This window comes from Neorhizobium sp. P12A, assembly GCF_008365395.1.
GTDB lineage: Bacteria > Pseudomonadota > Alphaproteobacteria > Rhizobiales > Rhizobiaceae > Rhizobium.
In genome coordinates, this window is the sequence record NZ_QOVX01000002.1 from 305,973 (window position 1) to 323,772 (window position 17,800).

Annotated in this window: 16 protein-coding genes; 6 read left to right on the forward strand and 10 right to left on the reverse strand. The window is 61.1% G+C overall.

All coding sequences use genetic code 11. The features are described from left to right. Nucleotides 1-5 precede the first annotated feature (5 nt). From DTW90_RS07515 to ubiE, 5 genes are all read right to left on the reverse strand, one after another. Nucleotides 6-1,256 (reverse strand): Zn-dependent hydrolase, encoded by a 1,251-nt coding sequence (locus tag DTW90_RS07515; RefSeq protein ID WP_149337453.1) that lies wholly within the window; start codon nucleotides 1,254-1,256, stop codon nucleotides 6-8. Then, nucleotides 1,253-2,638 carry an amidohydrolase family protein gene (locus tag DTW90_RS07520; RefSeq protein ID WP_149337454.1) on the reverse strand — a complete coding sequence of 462 codons (1,386 nt, stop codon included), beginning with the start codon at nucleotides 2,636-2,638 and terminating at the stop codon, nucleotides 1,253-1,255. Before DTW90_RS07520 ends, DTW90_RS07515 begins: the two co-directional genes overlap by 4 nt. A gap of 1 nt (nucleotide 2,639) precedes the next feature. After that, the gene (locus DTW90_RS07525; protein ID WP_149337456.1) at nucleotides 2,640-4,271 is read right to left on the reverse strand and encodes an aromatic amino acid lyase; all 1,632 of its coding nucleotides are present in this window, start codon (nucleotides 4,269-4,271) and stop codon (nucleotides 2,640-2,642) included. A gap of 114 nt (nucleotides 4,272-4,385) precedes the next feature. Next, complete coding sequence (gene ubiB / locus DTW90_RS07530) at nucleotides 4,386-5,960, reverse strand: 2-polyprenylphenol 6-hydroxylase (RefSeq protein ID WP_132520539.1); 1,575 nt, start codon at nucleotides 5,958-5,960, stop codon at nucleotides 4,386-4,388. Nucleotides 5,961-6,022: 62 nt separating this feature from the next. Beyond that, nucleotides 6,023-6,799, reverse strand: coding sequence for a bifunctional demethylmenaquinone methyltransferase/2-methoxy-6-polyprenyl-1,4-benzoquinol methylase UbiE (gene ubiE, locus DTW90_RS07535; RefSeq protein WP_132520542.1), 777 nt, complete (start codon nucleotides 6,797-6,799; stop codon nucleotides 6,023-6,025). Between the two features lie 185 nt (nucleotides 6,800-6,984). On the opposite strand from ubiE, the gene mutM reads away from it, so the two are divergent. The 6 genes from mutM (at nucleotide 6,985) to DTW90_RS07565 (ending at nucleotide 13,894) form a co-directional block, all read left to right on the forward strand. Then, on the forward strand, nucleotides 6,985-7,875 hold the full coding sequence (mutM, locus tag DTW90_RS07540) for a bifunctional DNA-formamidopyrimidine glycosylase/DNA-(apurinic or apyrimidinic site) lyase (RefSeq protein WP_132520545.1): 891 nt from the start codon (nucleotides 6,985-6,987) through the stop codon (nucleotides 7,873-7,875). Between the two features lie 46 nt (nucleotides 7,876-7,921). After that, nucleotides 7,922-8,695, forward strand: a complete 774-nt coding sequence (locus DTW90_RS07545) for an enoyl-CoA hydratase (protein WP_149337458.1) — start codon at nucleotides 7,922-7,924, stop codon at nucleotides 8,693-8,695. Nucleotides 8,696-8,897: 202 nt separating this feature from the next. Then, complete coding sequence (rpsT, locus tag DTW90_RS07550; protein WP_149337460.1) at nucleotides 8,898-9,173, forward strand: 30S ribosomal protein S20; 276 nt, start codon at nucleotides 8,898-8,900, stop codon at nucleotides 9,171-9,173. Nucleotides 9,174-10,035: 862 nt separating this feature from the next. Further along, nucleotides 10,036-11,592, forward strand: a complete 1,557-nt coding sequence (gene dnaA / locus DTW90_RS07555; RefSeq protein ID WP_149337462.1) for a chromosomal replication initiator protein DnaA — start codon at nucleotides 10,036-10,038, stop codon at nucleotides 11,590-11,592. Nucleotides 11,593-11,726: 134 nt separating this feature from the next. Continuing rightward, entirely contained in the window at nucleotides 11,727-12,809 is a 1,083-nt protein-coding gene (locus DTW90_RS07560) for a saccharopine dehydrogenase C-terminal domain-containing protein (RefSeq protein ID WP_149337464.1), read from the forward strand. Nucleotides 12,810-12,976: 167 nt separating this feature from the next. After that, entirely contained in the window at nucleotides 12,977-13,894 is a 918-nt protein-coding gene (locus tag DTW90_RS07565) for a DMT family transporter (protein ID WP_149337466.1), read from the forward strand. A gap of 61 nt (nucleotides 13,895-13,955) precedes the next feature. Here DTW90_RS07565 and hemW read toward each other — a convergent pair whose 3' ends face one another. From hemW to DTW90_RS07590, 5 genes are all read right to left on the reverse strand, one after another. Continuing rightward, nucleotides 13,956-15,161 carry a radical SAM family heme chaperone HemW gene (gene hemW / locus DTW90_RS07570; protein ID WP_246664909.1) on the reverse strand — a complete coding sequence of 402 codons (1,206 nt, stop codon included), beginning with the start codon at nucleotides 15,159-15,161 and terminating at the stop codon, nucleotides 13,956-13,958. 9 nt (nucleotides 15,162-15,170) lie between these two features. Then, entirely contained in the window at nucleotides 15,171-15,815 is a 645-nt protein-coding gene (gene rdgB / locus DTW90_RS07575) for an RdgB/HAM1 family non-canonical purine NTP pyrophosphatase (protein ID WP_132520563.1), read from the reverse strand. Nucleotides 15,816-15,826: 11 nt separating this feature from the next. Continuing rightward, entirely contained in the window at nucleotides 15,827-16,246 is a 420-nt protein-coding gene (locus DTW90_RS07580; protein ID WP_132520566.1) for a VOC family protein, read from the reverse strand. A gap of 19 nt (nucleotides 16,247-16,265) precedes the next feature. Continuing rightward, entirely contained in the window at nucleotides 16,266-16,982 is a 717-nt protein-coding gene (gene rph / locus DTW90_RS07585) for a ribonuclease PH (RefSeq protein ID WP_132520570.1), read from the reverse strand. A 142-nt stretch (nucleotides 16,983-17,124) separates the two neighbouring features. Further along, complete coding sequence (locus DTW90_RS07590) at nucleotides 17,125-17,757, reverse strand: LysE family translocator (RefSeq protein WP_132520573.1); 633 nt, start codon at nucleotides 17,755-17,757, stop codon at nucleotides 17,125-17,127. Nucleotides 17,758-17,800 lie beyond the last annotated feature (43 nt).

Sequence of the window (17,800 nt, forward strand, 5' to 3'; positions counted from 1 at the left end):
AATAATTAAGCCAGGGCCTTGTCCATCTCGCGCACGGCCTCGAAGAGGACGGCTGCGCCAAGCGCGATATCGTCGTTCTCCGCCCATTCGTCGGCGCAATGGCTGCGACCGTCCTTGCAGGGCACAAAAATCATCGCCGCAGGAGCGACCTTGGCCATCCAGGCCGTGTCGTGTCCGGCGCCTGACGCCATGCGGCGATGCAGGGCGCCGACCGTGTCGCAGGCGCGCTCCAGCGTTTCGATGATGCCGGGATTGCCGGGCGTCGGGAAATTGTCGGAGACGCGCTTCGGCGTTGCAATCACAACCCCATGCGTGGCGGCGATCTTGGCGACGTGCTCGTCGAGCCAGACGCAGAAGGTTTCCATGTCGGAGCGGATTTCAGCGCGTCCGTCGATCAGCATCACCACCTTCGAGGGAACCACATTGGCCGCGTTCGGCTCGATGCGGAATTCCCCGACGGTTGCCGCGAAATGGCCAGGCGTCTTGGTCAGGCCGATTGCCGCTTCCCTTATATCCAGAACGAGCTGCGACGCGGCAACAAGCGCATCGGCGCGACGGTCCATAGGCGTCGTGCCGGCATGGTCGGCCCTGCCTTCGACCGTTATCTCGACGCGGGTAATGCCGGCAATCGCGGTGACGATGCCGACATCCCTATGCTCGGCCTCGAGGATCGGTCCCTGTTCGATATGGAGTTCGAGGAAGCCCTTGAGATCGGGGCGCTTCTGCTCAAGCAAGATTGCGGGATCGCCGCCCACTTCACGTATGCCGTCGGCCAGCGTGCGGTCGCCGCTGGCGCGCGAAAGCCATGCTTCGGGCAGCTGCCCGGTCATGCCGCGGCTGCCAATACAGGAAACGCCGAAGATGCTGACTTCTTCGGCCAGCAGATCGACGATCTCCAGATCGTGGTCGAGCTCGATGCCCTTGTCCTTCAATGCGCGGGCGACTTCCAGCGCCGAGATGGTTCCGGCAATACCGTCGAAACGGCCGCCGTCGGGCACGGTGTCGGAATGCGAGCCGACCATGAGCGTGCCGAGGCCGGGCTTCTTGCCGGCGCGCCGGCCGATCAGGTTGCCGCCGGCATCGATCCGTGTTTCGAGGCCCGCAGCCTTCATGCGCGCTTCAATGTAGGCGCGGCCATCCAGGAACAGCGGCGAAAAGGCGCGCCGCGTCCAGGGATGATCGGGCTCGGTGATCTTGGCGAGCGCGTCGATATCCTCGGCAATGCGATCGGCGTTGACGGGCAGGTTGCGGTTCATGATGCGGTCTCTCCGGCAATGACCTGCCGCGGCAGAGGCCGGACGAAGGCGCCGCTGCCGGGTTCTGCCAGCACTTTGGCGCCGTCGGCGATCTTGATGCCGCGGAGATAGGTGGCCGACACCGTCCAGGGCAGACGGATGCCGTTATAGGGGCTCCAGCCGACGACGTTGTTGCCGCTGGCAGCAGCGTCATAGACTGTTTCCCGCGGTTCGAGAACCACGATATCGGCATCCTTGCCCGGTGTCAGCGCGCCTTTGACATGATCGAGACGGAAATGTTTTGCCGGGTTTTCGGCCATCAGCTTTGCCGCCCAGGTCAGCGGAATGCCGCGCTCCAGGGCGCCCTTGACGAAGAGCGGCACCATGGCTTCGAGCCCAGGCACGCCGGATGCATTGGCAAGCATATCCGGATTGGTCTTGCGGTTTTCCGACCAGCTGACATGGTCCGTCGAAACAAGCCAGACATTGCCGTCGGCGATCTTGCGCCACAGCGTTTCGACCTCGGAACGGGGGCGGATCGGCGGATTGATCTTTGCCTTGCCACCGAGCCGCTTCACGTCGTTTTCCTCGTCGAGCACGAGATAGTGGATGCAGCATTCGACCGTCGCCTCGAAACCATCGCGGCGATAGGCGCGGGCAATGTCGTAGCCGCGGCCGAGCGAGCAATGCACCACATGCGCCGGGCAGCCGGTATTGGCGCCCGTCTCGAAGATCGTGTGCATGGCAAGCAGCTCGGTGATCGGCGGGCGCGACAGGCCGTGAGCCCGATAGTCGGAAATGCCGCTTGCCTTCACCTGCTCCATGTAGGTGCGAACCGCCTCGTCGTCCTCGTTGTGGACGCCGGCGGTCAGCCCCGTCGGCGCGATCGCCGCAAAGCAGGCGTCGAGCAGGGCAGGGGGAATGCGCGGAAAGCGCTTCGGATCGGTGCCGAAGGTGGAGAACTTGAAGGCCGCGACGCCGGCATCCACCATCTCGCGGATGCGCTTCGGGCCTTCCTCGGGATCGACCGTTCCGTAGAGCGCGAAATCGACACGGGCCTGCGGGCTCGCATGGTCGATCTTCTTCTTCACCGCTTCCGCCGAGCAGACGAGATTGCCTTCGTCATAGGGCATGTCGACGATGGTGGTCACGCCGCCGGCCGCTGCCGATCGGGTCGACCAGATGAAATCCTCTTGGTCCTTCTGGCTTAGCGAATGCGTCTGCGCATCGATCGCGCCTGGCAGGATCAGAGCCTTGCCGAGCAGATGCCGCTCGCGCGCCGCCGGCGCAACGCCGATGCCGACCTCTGCGATCTTGCCCGATCGCACCGCGACATAGCCTTGCTCGACAATGCGATCAGGCAGAACCACGGTTCCCTGGAGCACGAGATCGAAATCGGCCATGTCACTGCCTTTCGCTGGTTCGAATCTGCGTGTCGCGCAACATGTCTGCCATCGCGGCGATCGGCTCCTGGCACCAGCGCTCTTCCACCCGTCGCACCGATCCCAGCGCGAAGAAGTCATCGAAGGACGCGATCGGCGTATGCTCGATCAACATGGAAATGAAATCGTCCGAGGCAAGGTCTTCCTCGATCGCCTCGACCTCCGCCGAAAGCGGCCGGTCGACAACATAGAAATCGGCATGGCGGCGCACCACCTCGTAAAGCATCTTGCCGACGCCATCCGGCTTGTCGCCGAGAATGTCTATCGCCTGGGCCGCGAGCAGCGCTTCCAAAGCGGCGAGACGCTTCAGCGCCCGCATCTGCCGTTCAAAACGCTCGATAACGAGCGGCAGGAAGGCCGCCTCGTCTTCCATGCCGGCTGCAACCACCAGCGACTGCGCCGAAACCGGATTGGTCATGGAAAGAACCCGCGAGAAGATCTCGCCGGCGAGCTTGATGATCGGGCCGAAGCCGGTCGCGATGCGGCCCTCCGGCACCAGATTGACCGGCAGCCCGCGGCGCTGCCCATTGCCGAGCAGGACGCAGCGGTTGAAGGCGTTTCGCGCCGCATGCGCCATGCAGAGCGCTGCCGATTCGAGCAGGATCGTCACATCGAGCGGCAACGATCCACCCGATGTCATCACGCGACCCTCGACGACAACAGGGTTGTCGTCGGAACGGCCTGTCGCGGCCAGGATCTTGTGGCCTGTCGAGAGCAGGTTTTCTATGACGGCGCCGAAGACCTGGGCGATCATGCGCAGGCTGAGCGGGTCCTGGACATGGGTGGCAACCGGCCACTGCCAGTCCTCGGAAGCATTACAGAGCCAGGAGCCGATCAAGGCCTCCCGCGCCGTTCCGACATGGCGCACCGAAATCCACGGATCGCGCGAGGCGCCGAGCGCACCCGATGCCATCATGCCGGTCGCAAGCAATATGCGGGTCGAGGCGGCCGCATTGCGCGTGGCTTCCGCCGCTGCCGCAAAACTGACCGCATTGACGCTGAGGGAGGCCAGGCTGTCGCGCGGCGCCATGTTGATGGGTTCGAGACCCGCTGCGGCAAAGGCTTCCGCCGCCTGCATCCGGCGGCCGCGGTAGACCGCCTCGCCGACGCCGGTCAATACGGCGCCGATCTGCCCCATCAGGCCGATATCGGCGCAGCCGATCGAGCCGGTGCGGCGCACCACGGGAATGACATCTGCGTTGAGCAGCCGAAGGTAGGATTCGATCAGTTCCCGCGTGCAGCCCACCTGTCCGGTCAGTGCCGTGTTGACGCGGATCGCCATGGCATTGCGAACGACGGACATGGGAAAGGGGGAGCCGGTGCCGAAGTGGTGGGCGCGCACCAGGCCGAGATTGAAGGCGGACAGCTCATCGGCCGACCATTCGACATCCTTCATGGCGCCGACGCCCGTCGTGGACCCGTAAACGGGCATGCCGGAGTCGATTGCCTCCTGAACGATCTGGCGGGCAGCGGCGATCCGCAACATGCCTTTTTCGCAAGCGGTCGGTATCGTGACGCCCGCTCCGATCCTCAAGAGATCGGTGAAACTCAGCGGTTGGCCCGTGAGTTCGATGCCGGACATCTGGCGTTGCATGGGTTTCGATTCTCCTTTTGCAGCAAGATTATGCGACCATGAAGGAGGGAGGGATATCCCAAATATCGAACACGTGATGTTTTTGTGCGGCGGCCCTGATAGGGGTGCCGCAGCTCAGCTTAGCCGCCAGGCGATATAGATGAGCGCCAGCGCGATGAACCAGAGCGCCACTCGGGCGGAACGATTGTGCTTTGCCTCCGACTTGCCGATCGCCTCTGCCGTCTGTGCGTCAAAGCGAAGCCCGTTCTCGCTCATCTGCAGCAGTTCGTGATGGAATTTCTCAGTCTTGGCAGCAATTTCTGGGACGGCTTCCGCCAGCTTGACGGCGGCCTTGAGCCCGTCGCGCAGGTCGGCGACGATGCGCTTCGGGCCGAGATTGGTGCGAATCCAGTCGCCGACGACGGGCTCGGATGCCTTCCACATGTTGAAACGCGGATTGAGCATGCGCGATACGCCCTCGACCACCACCATCGTCTTCTGCAGCATGACAAGCTCGGGCCGCGTTTCCATGTCGAAGAGTTCGGTCACTTCGAACAGCAGCGTCAGCAACTTGCCCATCGAGATCGTCTCGGCCGGCTGGCCGTGGATCGGTTCGCCGATGGCGCGGATCGCCTGGGCAAAGCTTTCCATATTGTGATGGCCCGGCACGTAACCTGCCTCGAAATGCACCTCTGCGACGCGAAGATAGTCGCGGGTAATAAAGCCGTAGAGGATCTCGGCAAGGAAGCGGCGCTCCTTTTTGCCCAGCCGCCCGACGATGCCCATGTCGACCGCGACGATCATGCCATCGGGCGCGACGAAGAGATTGCCCGGATGCATGTCGGCATGGAAGAAGCCGTCGCGCAGCGTGTGGCGCAGGAAGGACTGGATGAGGATGTCGGCGAGCGCGTTGAGGTCGTGACCGGACGCCTTGAGCGCCTCGACATCGGACATTTTGATGCCGTCGATCCACTCCATGGTGATGACGTCGCGGCCGGTGCGTTCCCAATCCACCTTAGGCACGCGGAAACCGGGATCTTTTTCCGTGTTCTCGGCAATTTCCGACAAGGCGGCAGCTTCCAGACGCAGATCCATCTCGACCTTGGTCGTCTGCTCCAGCGTCTTCGTCACCTCGACCGGCCGCAGGCGGCGGCTGGAGGGCATGAAGCGCTCCTGCAATCCCGCGACCATGTACATGGCCGCAAGATCGTTGGCGAAGCGCTGCCGGACACCCGGTCGCACGACCTTGACGGCGACCTTCTTGCGCCCCTCGGGCGTATCGATCTCGGCGGGATGCACCTGCGCGATCGAGGCGGCGGCGATCGGGTCGCCGAAGCTGGCATAGAGTTCATCGAGCGGACGGCCCAGCGAGCCCTCGATATTGGCCTTTGCCGCAGCAACAGGAAAGAAGGCCATGCGGTCTTGAAGCTGCGACAGGTCGTTGGCGAATTCGACGCCGACGACATCCGGACGCGTCGCCAGGAACTGGCCGATCTTCACATAGGAAGGGCCAAGCCGCTCGACGGCCTTGGAAAGCCGGTCGCTGCGCGCCTGGTTCTTGGAGCCGCCTCGGGCAAACATGCTGACAAAGGATTTTGCCAGGCTAACGGAGGGGGGAAGCCCTTCTGATGGCAGCGCGGAGACGACACCCTCGCGCACCAGCACCCAGCCCACCCTGAGGAGCCCGAAATATGCGCCGAAAGCACTCATCGTGTTTGTCCGGCCCGCAGCGTGTTAACGGCAAGCCGTTTCGCAGTCTTCAGCATCATGCCCTAAAGCTTCCAGCCGGAATGCAGCGCCGCAATGCCGCCGGTGTAATTGGTATAGGTCACGCGCGAAAATCCGGCTTCGCGGATCATCGTTGCGAAATCCTGCTGGTTCGGGAACTTGCGGATCGATTCCACCAGATACTGGTAGGGCTCCGCATCGCCCGTTATCGCCTTGCCGAAGCGCGGGATGGCGTTGAACGACCATGCCTCGTAGACGCGGTCGAGCAATGGCATGTCGACCTCGGAGAATTCCAGCACCAGAAGCCGCCCGCCGCGCTTCAATACGCGAAAGGCTTCCTTCAGCGCCACATCGATGCGCGGCACGTTGCGGATGCCGAAGGCGATCGTATAGGCGTCGAAGGAATTTGCCTCGAAAGGCAGGTCCTCTGCATTCGCCTCGACGAAAGTGAGGTTGTCGGAGAGCTTTTTCTTTTCTGCCCGCTCCGAGCCGACTGCCAGCATTGAACCGTTGATGTCGAGAACGGTGGCATGCGCCAGCCGGTTGGATGCCTCGACGATGCGGAAGGCGATGTCGCCCGTGCCGCCGGCGACGTCGAGAACTTTGTAGGAGGAATCCTTGCGCGGATTGAGCGCGGAAATCATCGCATCCTTCCAGGCGCGATGCATGCCCATGGACATCACGTCGTTCATGACGTCGTAGCGCTTGGCGACCTTGTGGAAGACCTCGTTGACCAGACCCTGCTTTTCGCCGTCTGCCACCTCGCGGAAGCCGTAGGACGTTTCCATGCCGCCATCGGCGGAGGTGCGGCTTTGTGCCATCAACTCTACTCCATTCCATAAATCGCAACGGTGACCATAGCGAAACCGCCGACACCACGCTATCTCAAGGGCCAAGCTAACACGCCGTGGCACGTTGGCGCTGGTTTAGATCAAGACGAGGTTAAATTAAAGCTCATCTTGCTGATCGCCCATTGCAAGCGGCTGAAATATAAAGATGGATCATCATGCCCGAATTGCCAGAGGTCGAGACCGTCCGGCGCGGCCTGGCGCCGACGATGGAAGGCGCCCTGCTGACCGAGCTGGAGCTGCGCCGCGGCGACCTCAGATTCCCCTTTCCGCCCGAGCTTGCCAAGCTTGCCGCCGGGCGGCGCATCATCGGCCTGTCCCGTCGCGCCAAGTATCTGCTGATCGATTTCGACGACGGCATGACCCTGATTGCCCATCTCGGCATGTCCGGCTCCTTCCGTATCGAGGCGGGCGGGCGGGACGATATTCCGGGTGATTTTCACCATCCGCGCTCGAAAGACGAGAAACACGATCACGTGATTTTTCATCTTGAGGGCGAGAAAGGCCGCAGCCGCGTCATCTATAACGATCCTCGCCGCTTCGGCTTCATGGACATGGCCCGGCGCAGCGAGCTTGCCTTCCACCCGTCCTTTCGCGATCTCGGGCCGGAGCCGACAGGTAATTCGCTTGATGCCGACTATCTGGCCGAGCGCTTCAAGGACAAGGCGCAGCCGCTGAAGAGCGCCCTGCTCGATCAGAAGAACATAGCGGGCCTCGGCAATATATATGTGTGCGAGGCGCTGTGGCGCTCCCACCTTTTGCCCACCCGCGCGGCAGGCACGCTGGTTGCCAAATCCGGCAAGCCGAAAGAAGAGCTGACCCTGCTCGTCTCATCCATTCGCGACGTCATTGCCGATGCGATCGCCGCCGGCGGTTCGTCCCTGCGCGATCATATCCAGACGGATGGCTCGCTCGGCTACTTCCAGCACTCCTTCTCCGTCTACGACCGGGAAGGCGAGGCTTGCCGAACGCCGGGATGCGGCGGTACGATTTCGCGCATCGTGCAGGCGGGGCGTTCCACCTTCTATTGCGCCACCTGCCAGAAATAGATCGAGCCAGAATTAAGTCGCCAGAGATAACCTTGGGAGAAGAGCCGTGAGCTATGAAACGCTTGTCGTCGAAACGCATGGAGCCGTGGGCCTCGTCCGCATCAACCGACCGCAGGCGCTGAACGCGCTGAATTCCACGGTGCTGGCCGAACTCAGGCAGGCCTATGCCGCCTTTCACGCAGACGAGGCGATCGGCGCGATCGTGCTGACCGGATCGGAAAAGGCCTTTGCGGCCGGCGCCGATGTCAAGGAAATGCAGCCCCTCGAATTCGCCGATATATATAAGAGCGACTTCATCAGCGGCTGGGAAGAAATCGCCAAGGCGCGCAAGCCCGTCATCGCTGCCGTCAGCGGCTTTGCGCTCGGCGGCGGCTGCGAGCTTGCCATGATGTGCGATTTCATCATTGCTTCGGACACGGCCAAGTTCGGCCAGCCGGAGATCACCCTCGGCGTCATTCCCGGCATGGGCGGCTCGCAGCGGCTGATCCGTTCCGTCGGCAAGGCGAAGGCCATGGATCTGGTGTTGACCGGCCGCATGATGGATGCGGCGGAAGCGGAGCGCTCGGGGCTCGTTGCCCGCGTCGTGCCGGCAGACAAGCTTCTCGACGAGGCGCTGGCGGCAGCCGCAAAGATCGCCTCGCTGTCGCGCCCGTCGGTCATGATGGCCAAGGAAGCCGTCAACCGGGCTCTGGAGACCACGCTGGAGGAAGGCCTGCGTTTCGAGCGGCGCCTCTTTCACAGCCTCTTTGCGACCGAGGATCAGAAAGAGGGCATGGCGGCCTTCATCGAAAAGCGCAAGCCGGCGTTCAAGAACCGGTGAGGACTGCCGCCTGATGTGGCGGGTTTTGGCGGATTTGCTAAGAATCCGCGTTGACGCCGGGGCTCAATAGAGCTATATGCCCGCCACAGTTTGGAAAGCCGATCTGGTTTTCCGCAATTGCTCCCGCATTGCTGGATGAAACGGCCGCAGGGCCTGACGCGGCAATAGCGGAGTTTTGTTCGAATTCTTGAGAGAGGCATACATGGCCAATACCAACTCGGCGAAGAAAGCGACCCGCAAGATCGCACGCCGCACCGAAGTCAACAAGGCTCGTCGCTCGCGCGTTCGCACTTTCGTTCGCCAGGTCGAAGAGGCCCTCGCATCGGGTGATGCCGATCGCGCCAAGGAAGCTTTCCGAGTCGTGCAGCCGGAACTGCAGCGCGCGGCAACGAGGGGCGTCCTTCACGCCAACACGGCGTCCCGCAAGGTCTCGCGTCTTGCCAAGCGCGTTAAGGCGCTGTCGACGGCAACCGCTTAAATTTCGTTAACAATTATAGCGTTATGATGAGCCCGGTCCTTTGGCCGGGCTTTTTGGATTCGTACAAAACTCACCCAAATGGTTAATTTGCAACACCTGTCCATGTCAGTGCGATGACAGAAAAAATCATTTAAAAACAATGATTTATGGCAGGTTGCTCCAATGCCGCTCGATGCCTCGGATTGGCTGCCGGCTACCAGATGAGTCAAGCAGTTTATTATTTTTTTTGTTTCAGGGCGTGGCGGAATCGCACCATTGGGGAATCCCCTTGATTCAAAAGCGATTCTTTTTTGACGACGGTGTGACAGTCAAAAATGCGATCCTGAGTCAATGGCCGGCTCTTAATTTTGCGTAAAATTCATCGTTGATTCCCGTCGGTGATCCTGCCTAAATGCAATCCAACAAGGGGCGCGGACATCACCTGAAACGGCTTACGCGAACACTGCCATTCAAGGCGGCGTGGGTGGTCTTTTGTCCCTTGTGACGGATGAAATATTCCGGTCTTTCAAACAGTTGACGGGTGAACCCCGGAAGCAGCGATGTTTCCGGTCGTGGGAACTTGTCACCTCAGGCAGCCAATCCAAGCAAGGCTGCAGGGGCAGGGGAGAAAAATTGAAAGCCATGCGGGTGCAGCCGGTCGGAAACGAGGACTGAGCGACTGCCCTGGCAGGAAGGTATGACGCAAACTGCTTGATTGCAGTTTTCGCCGCAGCCTCTTGCACACGCCCTTCGGGTAGGGGGCGATGGCTGATGAACCGGTATGTGGCTGCTCGCGAGGAGCGGTCCCAGACCATTTGGCTAAGCATCGGACGGCGGTCTTCCGTTTTGCCCGATACGAATGAATTTTTGGAAGGCGGCAATAATGCAAATGAATACGATGACGGCCGGTGCATTGAAGCAAGGGGACAATGCACAGCAGGCTCTCGGCTCGGTTTGCCTTGAAGCGGCGGGGGAAAAAGGAGACATGAAGCATAGCATTCTGTTCGAGCGTGTTAGCGCGCGCTTGAAGGCTCAGGTCGGTCCCGATGTCTATGCGAGTTGGTTTGCGCGTCTCAAATTGCATTCGGTCTCGAAAAGTGTCGTTCGGCTGACTGTTCCGACGACTTTTCTCAAATCCTGGATCAACAACCGCTATCTCGATCTGATTACCGGCCTGTTCCAGGCAGAAGATGCGGAAATTCTCAAAGTCGAAATTTTAGTGCGTACGGCTACCCGTGGGGGCGTTAAGGCGCCTAACGCGGATGAGCAGCTGTCTCTGCCTGAACCTGCGTCGGTTGCGCAGATCCGTCGTCCGGCGGCTCAGCCCGCCGGTCAGGCAGTAGCACAGGCTGTCAGTGCTGTCGCTTCTGCCCGTCCCGCCAGTTTTGGCTCGCCGCTCTTCGGCTCGCCACTCGACTCGCGGTTTACCTTCGACACCTATGTCGAGGGCAGCTCCAACCGCATCAGTCTTGCAGCAGCCAAGACCATCGCGGAAGCCGGCCCCGGCGCTGTCCGGTTCAATCCGCTTTTCGTCCATTCGTCTGTCGGTCTCGGCAAGACGCATCTTCTGCAGGCGATCGCCAATGCCGCCGTGCAGAACCCGCGTGGACTGCGCGTTGTCTATCTCACGGCGGAATATTTCATGTGGCGTTTCGCAACCGCGATCCGCGACAATGATGCGCTGACGCTGAAGGATTCGCTGCGCAACATCGACCTTCTGATCATCGACGACATGCAGTTTCTGCAGGGCAAGATGATCCAGCACGAGTTCTGCCATCTGCTCAACATGCTGCTCGACAGCGCCAAGCAGGTGGTCGTTGCGGCCGATCGCGCCCCATGGGAGCTGGAATCGCTCGATCCGCGCGTGCGGTCCCGCCTGCAGGGCGGCGTCGCCATCGAAGTCGAGGCACCGGACTATGAAATGCGCCTCGAAATCCTCAAGCGTCGCCTGGAAGTGGCCCGTCAGGAAGATCCGTCGCTGGATATTCCTGCCGACCTGCTCTCGCACGTCGCAAGAAACGTCACGGCGAGCGGCCGCGAACTGGAAGGCGCCTTCAACCAGCTGCTCTTCCGTCGCTCCTTCGAGCCGAACCTGACGGTCGAGCGCGTCGACGAACTGTTGGCCCATCTCGTCGGTTCCGGCGAGCCGCGTCGGGTCCGCATCGAGGACATCCAGCGCATCGTCGCCCGTCACTATAATGTCTCGCGTCAGGAACTGGTCTCGAACCGCCGCACGCGCGTCATCGTCAAGCCGCGCCAGATCGCCATGTATCTGTCGAAGACGCTGACCCCGCGCTCCTTCCCGGAGATCGGTCGCCGCTTCGGCGGACGTGACCACACGACGGTGCTGCATGCCGTCCGCAAGATCGAGGAACTGATTTCAGGCGACAGCAAGCTGTCGCACGAGATCGAGCTTCTGAAGCGTCTCATCAACGAATAAAGGCAGGATTTTCCCGTCTTGCCCGAACGGCCGGCGTCATCGCCGGCCGTTTTCTTTTATAAGTTTTTTATTCTATAGACATGGAAGGGGAGAGAGTCGGTCTCGCGAGGAGCGATTCCATTGGGAGAAACTGCATGAATTTTGAAAGAATCGCCGTTCTTGGATTGGGCAAGGTCGGACGGCTTGCAGCCACATTGCTGCATGAAAGCGGCTTCGTCGTTACCGGCGTCGATATGCAATTGCCGAGAGAAGTGCTTCCTTTTCAATGCGAGGCGGGCGACGTCACCAATGGTGCGGTCATCGGCGAACTGTTTTCGAAGGTGGAGGCGGTGCTCTCCTGCCTGCCGTTTCATCTCAATGCCGAGCTCGCGCGGATCGCGCATCTCGCCGGCATCCACTATTTCGATCTGACCGAGGACGTGCCCACCACCAACGGCATCATCGAGCTTTCCCGCACCGCTCGCGGCCTGATGGCGCCGCAATGCGGCCTGGCGCCCGGCTTCGTCGGCATTGTCGGGGCGAGCCTTGCCGACGGCTTTGATCGTTGCCGCTCAGTGCGGATGCGCGTCGGTGCTCTTCCGCAGCATCCGACCGGTCTTTTGGGCTATGCCTTCAACTGGTCGCCGGAAGGCGTCGTCAATGAATATCTCAACGATTGCGAGGTCATCGAGGGCGGCGTGCGAAAGCTGGTCTCGCCGATGGAATGGCACGAGATCCTCTACGTGAACGGAGTCAAGCTCGAGGCCTTCACGACTTCAGGCGGGCTTGGAACCATGTGCAGCACCATGCTCGGCCGCGTCGACAATCTCGACTACAAGACCATGCGCTATCCCGGCCATATGGAGCTGATGAACTTCTTCTTCCACGAACTTCTGATGCGTGATCATCGCAAGCTGGCGGGCGAGATCCTGACGGAAGCCAAGCCGCTGGTCGAGGATGATGTCGTCTATGTCCATGTCTCGGCGGAAGGCACGGAGAATGGCAGCCTGCGCCGCAGGGAGTTCGTGCGCGCTTATTATCCGATCGAAATTGCCGGCGAGCGGCGCACGGCCATCTCCTGGACCACCTCGGCCTCGGTCGTCGCCATCATCGAGATGGTCCGCGACGGGCTGCTGCCTGAGACCGGCTTCCTGCATCAGGAGCATATCCCGCTGGAAATGTTCCTGCGCACACGCACCGGCAGCCTTTTCAAGGGCGGCGTAACCGGCCGGTCCTAAGGCTTTGCCTGGCTGCCGGCCGCCTCGGTCGGCAGCCAGCGGCCTCCGCCAATTTCCGTTTCACGAAGAACCGCGGCGTCAGCGAGAAAGCGAAGCCGCAGGAAACGGGTGGCTCCAATCATCGCCAATCTCTATTCGATAAGAAAAGACGATGCGGAGGAGCGGATATGTCGAGCAAACAGATGGGCGCGGCGGAATGGACGATGCTGATCGCCCTGTCGATCCTCTGGGGCGGTTCCTTCTTCTTCAACGGTATTCTGGTAAAGACATTGCCGCCCTTTACGATCGTCACCGGCCGGGTGCTGTTTGCGGCCATTGCGCTGAACCTCTTTGTCCGCGCCACGGGTCAAGCCATGCCGCGGGACGGAAAATCCTGGGCTGCTTTCTTCGGCATGGGGATTCTGAACAATATGATCCCCTTCTGCTTGATCGTCTGGGGCCAGACCCATATCGCAAGCGGCCTCGCTTCCATCCTCAATGCGACAACGCCGCTCTTTGCCGTCGTGGTCGCGCATCTGCTGACGACCGACGAGAAGATGACGGCAAATCGGCTGGTCGGCGTCGTGGTCGGTTTCGCCGGCGTCGCCTATATGATCGGCTTTAAAGCGCTGGGCGATCTCGGTTCAAACCTTCTGGCCCAACTCGCGGTCCTGGGTGCTGCCGTGTCGTACTCTCTGGCGGGCATATGGGGTCGCCGTTTCCGCCGCATGGGCATGGCGCCGCTCATCCCGGCCGCAGGTCAGGTCACGGCATCCACGGTCCTGATGCTGCCGATTGCTCTGATCGCCGATCACCCCTGGACGCTCGCAATGCCCTCTGCCGAGACATGGCTGGCTCTGCTCGGCCTCGCGCTGCTTTCGACGGCAATCGCCTATGTTCTCTTCTTCCGTATCCTGGCGACAGCAGGTGCCACCAATCTGATGCTGGTGACCTTTCTCATCCCCGTCAGCGCCATCCTCTTGGGCGCTGCCGTCCTCGGCGAGCATCTTGAGGGCAGGAATCTCGTCGGAATGGCACTGATCGCGATCGGACTTGCCGCGATCGACGGGCGATTGTTAAGCTTCGGGAAAAAGCGGATCGCCTGAGCCTTGGAGCCTTCTGCAATTCCGGACGCAAAACCGCTGCGCACTTTTGCTGGAATTGCTTCTAGCAGGCGAGATCGGCGACCACGGAATCGAGGATCAGCATGCCCGACGGCGTGCAGCGCAGGCGGGAATTGCCGAGCCGCTCGATAAAGCCGTGCTCCAGCAGGAATTCCTCGCGCTTCGGATCGAGGTCGCGGCCGGAAAGCTCTTGCCAACGCACAAGATCGATACCCTCTTTCAACCGCAGGCCCATCAGCAACAGCTCGTCGGCTTGCTCGTCATAACCGAGCATTTCCCGATCGATCATACCGGTGCCGTCGCGCTCCACCATGTCGAGCCAGGTCTCGGGCTTGCGCTCGGTCGCGGTTGCCAGTTTCTCGTGGCCCCGCGTCAGCCTGCCATGGGCGCCAGGCCCGATGCCTGCATAGTCGCCATAGCGCCAGTAGGTGAGATTGTGCCGGCTTTCAGCGCCGGGACGGGCGTGGTTGGACACTTCATAGGCCGGAAGCCCCTCGCGCGCCGTGATCTCCTGCGTCGCCTCGTAGAGAAGCGCCGATTGCTCGCCATCGGGCACGATCAGCTTGCCGGCCTTGTGCAGGCCGAAGAAGGGCGTGCCTTCCTCGATTGTCAGCTGATAGAGCGACAGATGGTCGACGGCATAGGAAATTGCTTCCTTGAGTTCCCGTTCCCATTCCTCGACCGTTTGATTGGGGCGAGCATAAATGAGATCGAAAGACATGCGCGGAAAGATCTCGCGCGCCAGTTTGATCGCCTTCAGCGCATCCTCGACATTGTGCAGTCGACCGAGGAATTTCAGGTCGCGGTCGTTCAGCGCCTGCACGCCCATGGAAACCCGATTGACGCCGGCCGCGCGATAACCGCGGAAACGCTCGGCTTCCACGCTCGATGGATTGGCCTCCATGGTGATCTCGATGCCATCGGGCACATGCCAATTCTTGGCAATCCCCTCAAGGATCGCATCGACGGTTTCCGGCTTCATCAGGGAAGGCGTGCCGCCACCGAGAAAGATACTGGTGACGGTCTTCGGCCCGCTGATGGCGCGCATCGTCGCCATCTCCTTCAGGAAAGCAGCGGTGAAGCGCTCCTGGTCGACGGGCTGATGCCGGACATGGCTGTTGAAGTCGCAGTAGGGGCATTTTGCCGCGCAAAAAGGCCAATGCACATAGACGCCAAAACCGGGTTCGCCGGTATCGGGAAGCAGGGGCGTATTACGTAGGCCATGGCTTGGCGAATCGAGAGTGTCCACCGCTTGACCTTACGCTTCCAGGCAGGTTTCGACAAAGATTTTGAACGCCCGGGCGCGATGCGACAGGGCCTGAGGCTCGCCTGGTTTCCAGCCATGCTTCTGTTCGGCGCTCATCTCGCCGAAAGTGACGTCATAGCCCTGAGGCTGGAAGACGGGATCGTAGCCGAAGCCTTGGCCGCCACGCGGCGGCCAGACGACCGTGCCTTCGACTTGGCCGCGAAAAAGCTCGGTGTGGCCGTCGGGCCAGGCAAGGCAGAGAACGCTGACAAAACGGGCTGTACGGCTTTCAGGCGCCTTCGCCCCTACCTTCTCCAGCGCGTCCTCGACCTTGCGCATCGCCATGGCGAAATCGCGCGTGCCTTCAGCCGTCTCCGCCCAGTTGGCGGTATAGACGCCCGGATCGCCGCCAAGAGCGTCGACGACGAGGCCGGAATCGTCGGAAAGCGCCGGCAGACCGGAAGCATGGGCCGAAGCGAGCGCCTTGATCGTGGCATTTTCCTCAAACGTCGTGCCCGTTTCATCGGGTTCGATGAAGTTGAGTTCCGCAGCGGATTTCGCGGTAAACCCGAAGGGGCCGATCAGATCCGCAATCTCGCGGATTTTTCCGGCATTGTGGCTGGCGACCACGATGGTCTTCGTATCGAGCTTGCGCATTCAAAAAATCCTTAAACGAGACCCCAGATCACGGCTTCGGCACATTCCAGGCTGTTGCCATCAGGGTCTCTGAAATAGATCGAACGGCCGCCGTTCGGCCAATGAAAGTCGGCTTCGATGGCGACGCCGGCAGCTTTCAGCCTCGCCGCCATGGCATCGATATTTTCTTTCGACACCCGGAAGCAGGCATGTCCCTGTCCATGCATGCCGTGCGGCGGCACGGGCAGGGCAGCATCGGCAGCCGGCAGCTTGACCGTTTCCGCCGGATTGAAGATCAGAAGAACGCCCGGCCCGCAGCGGAAGAAGACATGCCGGTTGCCGGCCCGCGTGATCTTCGAAAGCCCAAGCGTGCCCTCATAGAAGGCTTCGGCTGCGTCAAGATCTTCAGCGTAGAGCGCGGTCTCCAGAATGCCTTCCAGCATTGGGTTCATCGGCTGCGTCCCTTTGGTGTCAGGCGACCGTCTGCTTCTGCAGCGACACCAGATCGGCGATGCCGGCCTTGGCAAGGCCCATCAGCGCGCTGAATTCTTCTTCCGAGAATGGCGTGCCTTCCGCCGTGCCCTGGATCTCGACGATGCCGCCGGCGCCGGTCATGACGAAATTGGCGTCGGTCTCGGCGGATGAATCCTCGAGATAGTCGAGGTCGATGACCGGCTGGCCGGCAAAGATGCCACAGGAGATGGCGGCGACATGGTCCTTCAGCACCCGGTCGACCTTGATCATGTTGCGGCTTTCCATCCATTTCAGGCAATCGTAGAGCGCGATCCAGCCGCCTGTTATCGATGCCGTACGCGTGCCGCCATCGGCCTGGATGACGTCGCAGTCGATGGTGATCTGGCGTTCGCCGAGCGCCACCAGGTCGACCACGGCGCGCAGCGAGCGACCGATCAGGCGCTGGATTTCCTGGGTGCGGCCGCCCTGCTTGCCGGCGGCAGCTTCACGCTTCATGCGCTCGCCGGTCGCGCGCGGCAGCATGCCGTATTCGGCGGTGACCCAGCCCTTGCCGGTGTTGCGCAGCCACGGCGGCGTCTTTTCTTCCAGGCTCGCCGTGCAGAGCACATGGGTATCGCCGAACTTCACCAGGCACGATCCCTCGGCATGCTTGGAAAAATTGCGCTCGAACGAGACCTTGCGCATCTGGTCGGTTTTTCTGCCTGAAGGGCGCATTCTTTTCTCCTGATGTTGATGACCCGCTTCTACGATTGGTTACTGCCTTTTGCAAAGAAAAAGCAGGCCGGAACCACGAGCCGTGGGTCAAAATACGAAATGCTCATCATTGCGCTCCTCTGCCTCAGGACCTCGAAGGGTTTTAGTTTCCCGTTCCGAGAGCCAGACGGCACGCCAATCCGGTAAAGACGGTCGCAAGCAGATACTGAGGGAGCCTGGGAAAACGGCGAATTGCAGAGAGCCGGGTGCGGATGTGGCTTCCCAAATAGATGACGGTGCCGTTCACGATGAAGCCCACTCCGTTCAAGATCGTAGCGAGGAGAACCATCTGCAGGAGCAGAGGGCTACCTGCTGGCTCGACGAATTGCGGAAAGAGCGCCAGCACGAAAAGCGCCATTTTCGGGTTGAGGAGATTGGTGGCGAGACCTTCCACGAAAATCCGCTTGCCCGAGCGTCGCATGAGCGAGGAAGAGGGAGCGAAGGCGGATCCTCGTGTTCTGACCGTCTTGTAGGCGAGATAGAGCAGATAGACGCAGCCGGCCCAGCGCACGACTTCGTAGGCGACAGGCACGGTGAGAAAGAGGCGGGATAGCCCAAGCCCGGCCGCGATAGCGTGGCAATACGTGCCGGCAGCTATTCCCGCATAGGTGAGAAATCCTGCAGATCGCCCCTGGCTGACACTCCGCGACGCAATCAGCAGCATATCGGGACCGGGCGTTGCGGTGAGGACCAAAGACGCGGCGGCGAAAAGCAATAATGTGGAAGAATCCGGCATGAAAATTTCCCTTTGAAACAGAGCCGGAATTCCCGTCTATCAT

Bases quoted from the DNA above. Each gene is read 5' to 3' on its own strand.
- ubiE (WP_132520542.1), bottom strand. From the start codon at position 6,799: ATGGCACAAAGCCGCACCTCCGCCGATGGCGGCATGGAAACGTCCTAC.
- mutM (WP_132520545.1), top strand. From the start codon at position 6,985: ATGCCCGAATTGCCAGAGGTCGAGACCGTCCGGCGCGGCCTGGCGCCG.
- DTW90_RS07520 (WP_149337454.1), bottom strand. From the start codon at position 2,638: ATGGCCGATTTCGATCTCGTGCTCCAGGGAACCGTGGTTCTGCCTGAT.
- rph (WP_132520570.1), bottom strand. From the start codon at position 16,982: ATGCGCCCTTCAGGCAGAAAAACCGACCAGATGCGCAAGGTCTCGTTC.
- ubiB (WP_132520539.1), bottom strand. From the start codon at position 5,960: ATGAGTGCTTTCGGCGCATATTTCGGGCTCCTCAGGGTGGGCTGGGTG.
- DTW90_RS07580 (WP_132520566.1), bottom strand. From the start codon at position 16,246: ATGAACCCAATGCTGGAAGGCATTCTGGAGACCGCGCTCTACGCTGAA.
- DTW90_RS07560 (WP_149337464.1), top strand. From the start codon at position 11,727: ATGAATTTTGAAAGAATCGCCGTTCTTGGATTGGGCAAGGTCGGACGG.
- rpsT (WP_149337460.1), top strand. From the start codon at position 8,898: ATGGCCAATACCAACTCGGCGAAGAAAGCGACCCGCAAGATCGCACGC.
- DTW90_RS07515 (WP_149337453.1), bottom strand. From the start codon at position 1,256: ATGAACCGCAACCTGCCCGTCAACGCCGATCGCATTGCCGAGGATATC.
- rdgB (WP_132520563.1), bottom strand. From the start codon at position 15,815: ATGCGCAAGCTCGATACGAAGACCATCGTGGTCGCCAGCCACAATGCC.
- dnaA (WP_149337462.1), top strand. From the start codon at position 10,036: ATGCAAATGAATACGATGACGGCCGGTGCATTGAAGCAAGGGGACAAT.
- DTW90_RS07525 (WP_149337456.1), bottom strand. From the start codon at position 4,271: ATGCAACGCCAGATGTCCGGCATCGAACTCACGGGCCAACCGCTGAGT.
- DTW90_RS07565 (WP_149337466.1), top strand. From the start codon at position 12,977: ATGTCGAGCAAACAGATGGGCGCGGCGGAATGGACGATGCTGATCGCC.
- DTW90_RS07590 (WP_132520573.1), bottom strand. From the start codon at position 17,757: ATGCCGGATTCTTCCACATTATTGCTTTTCGCCGCCGCGTCTTTGGTC.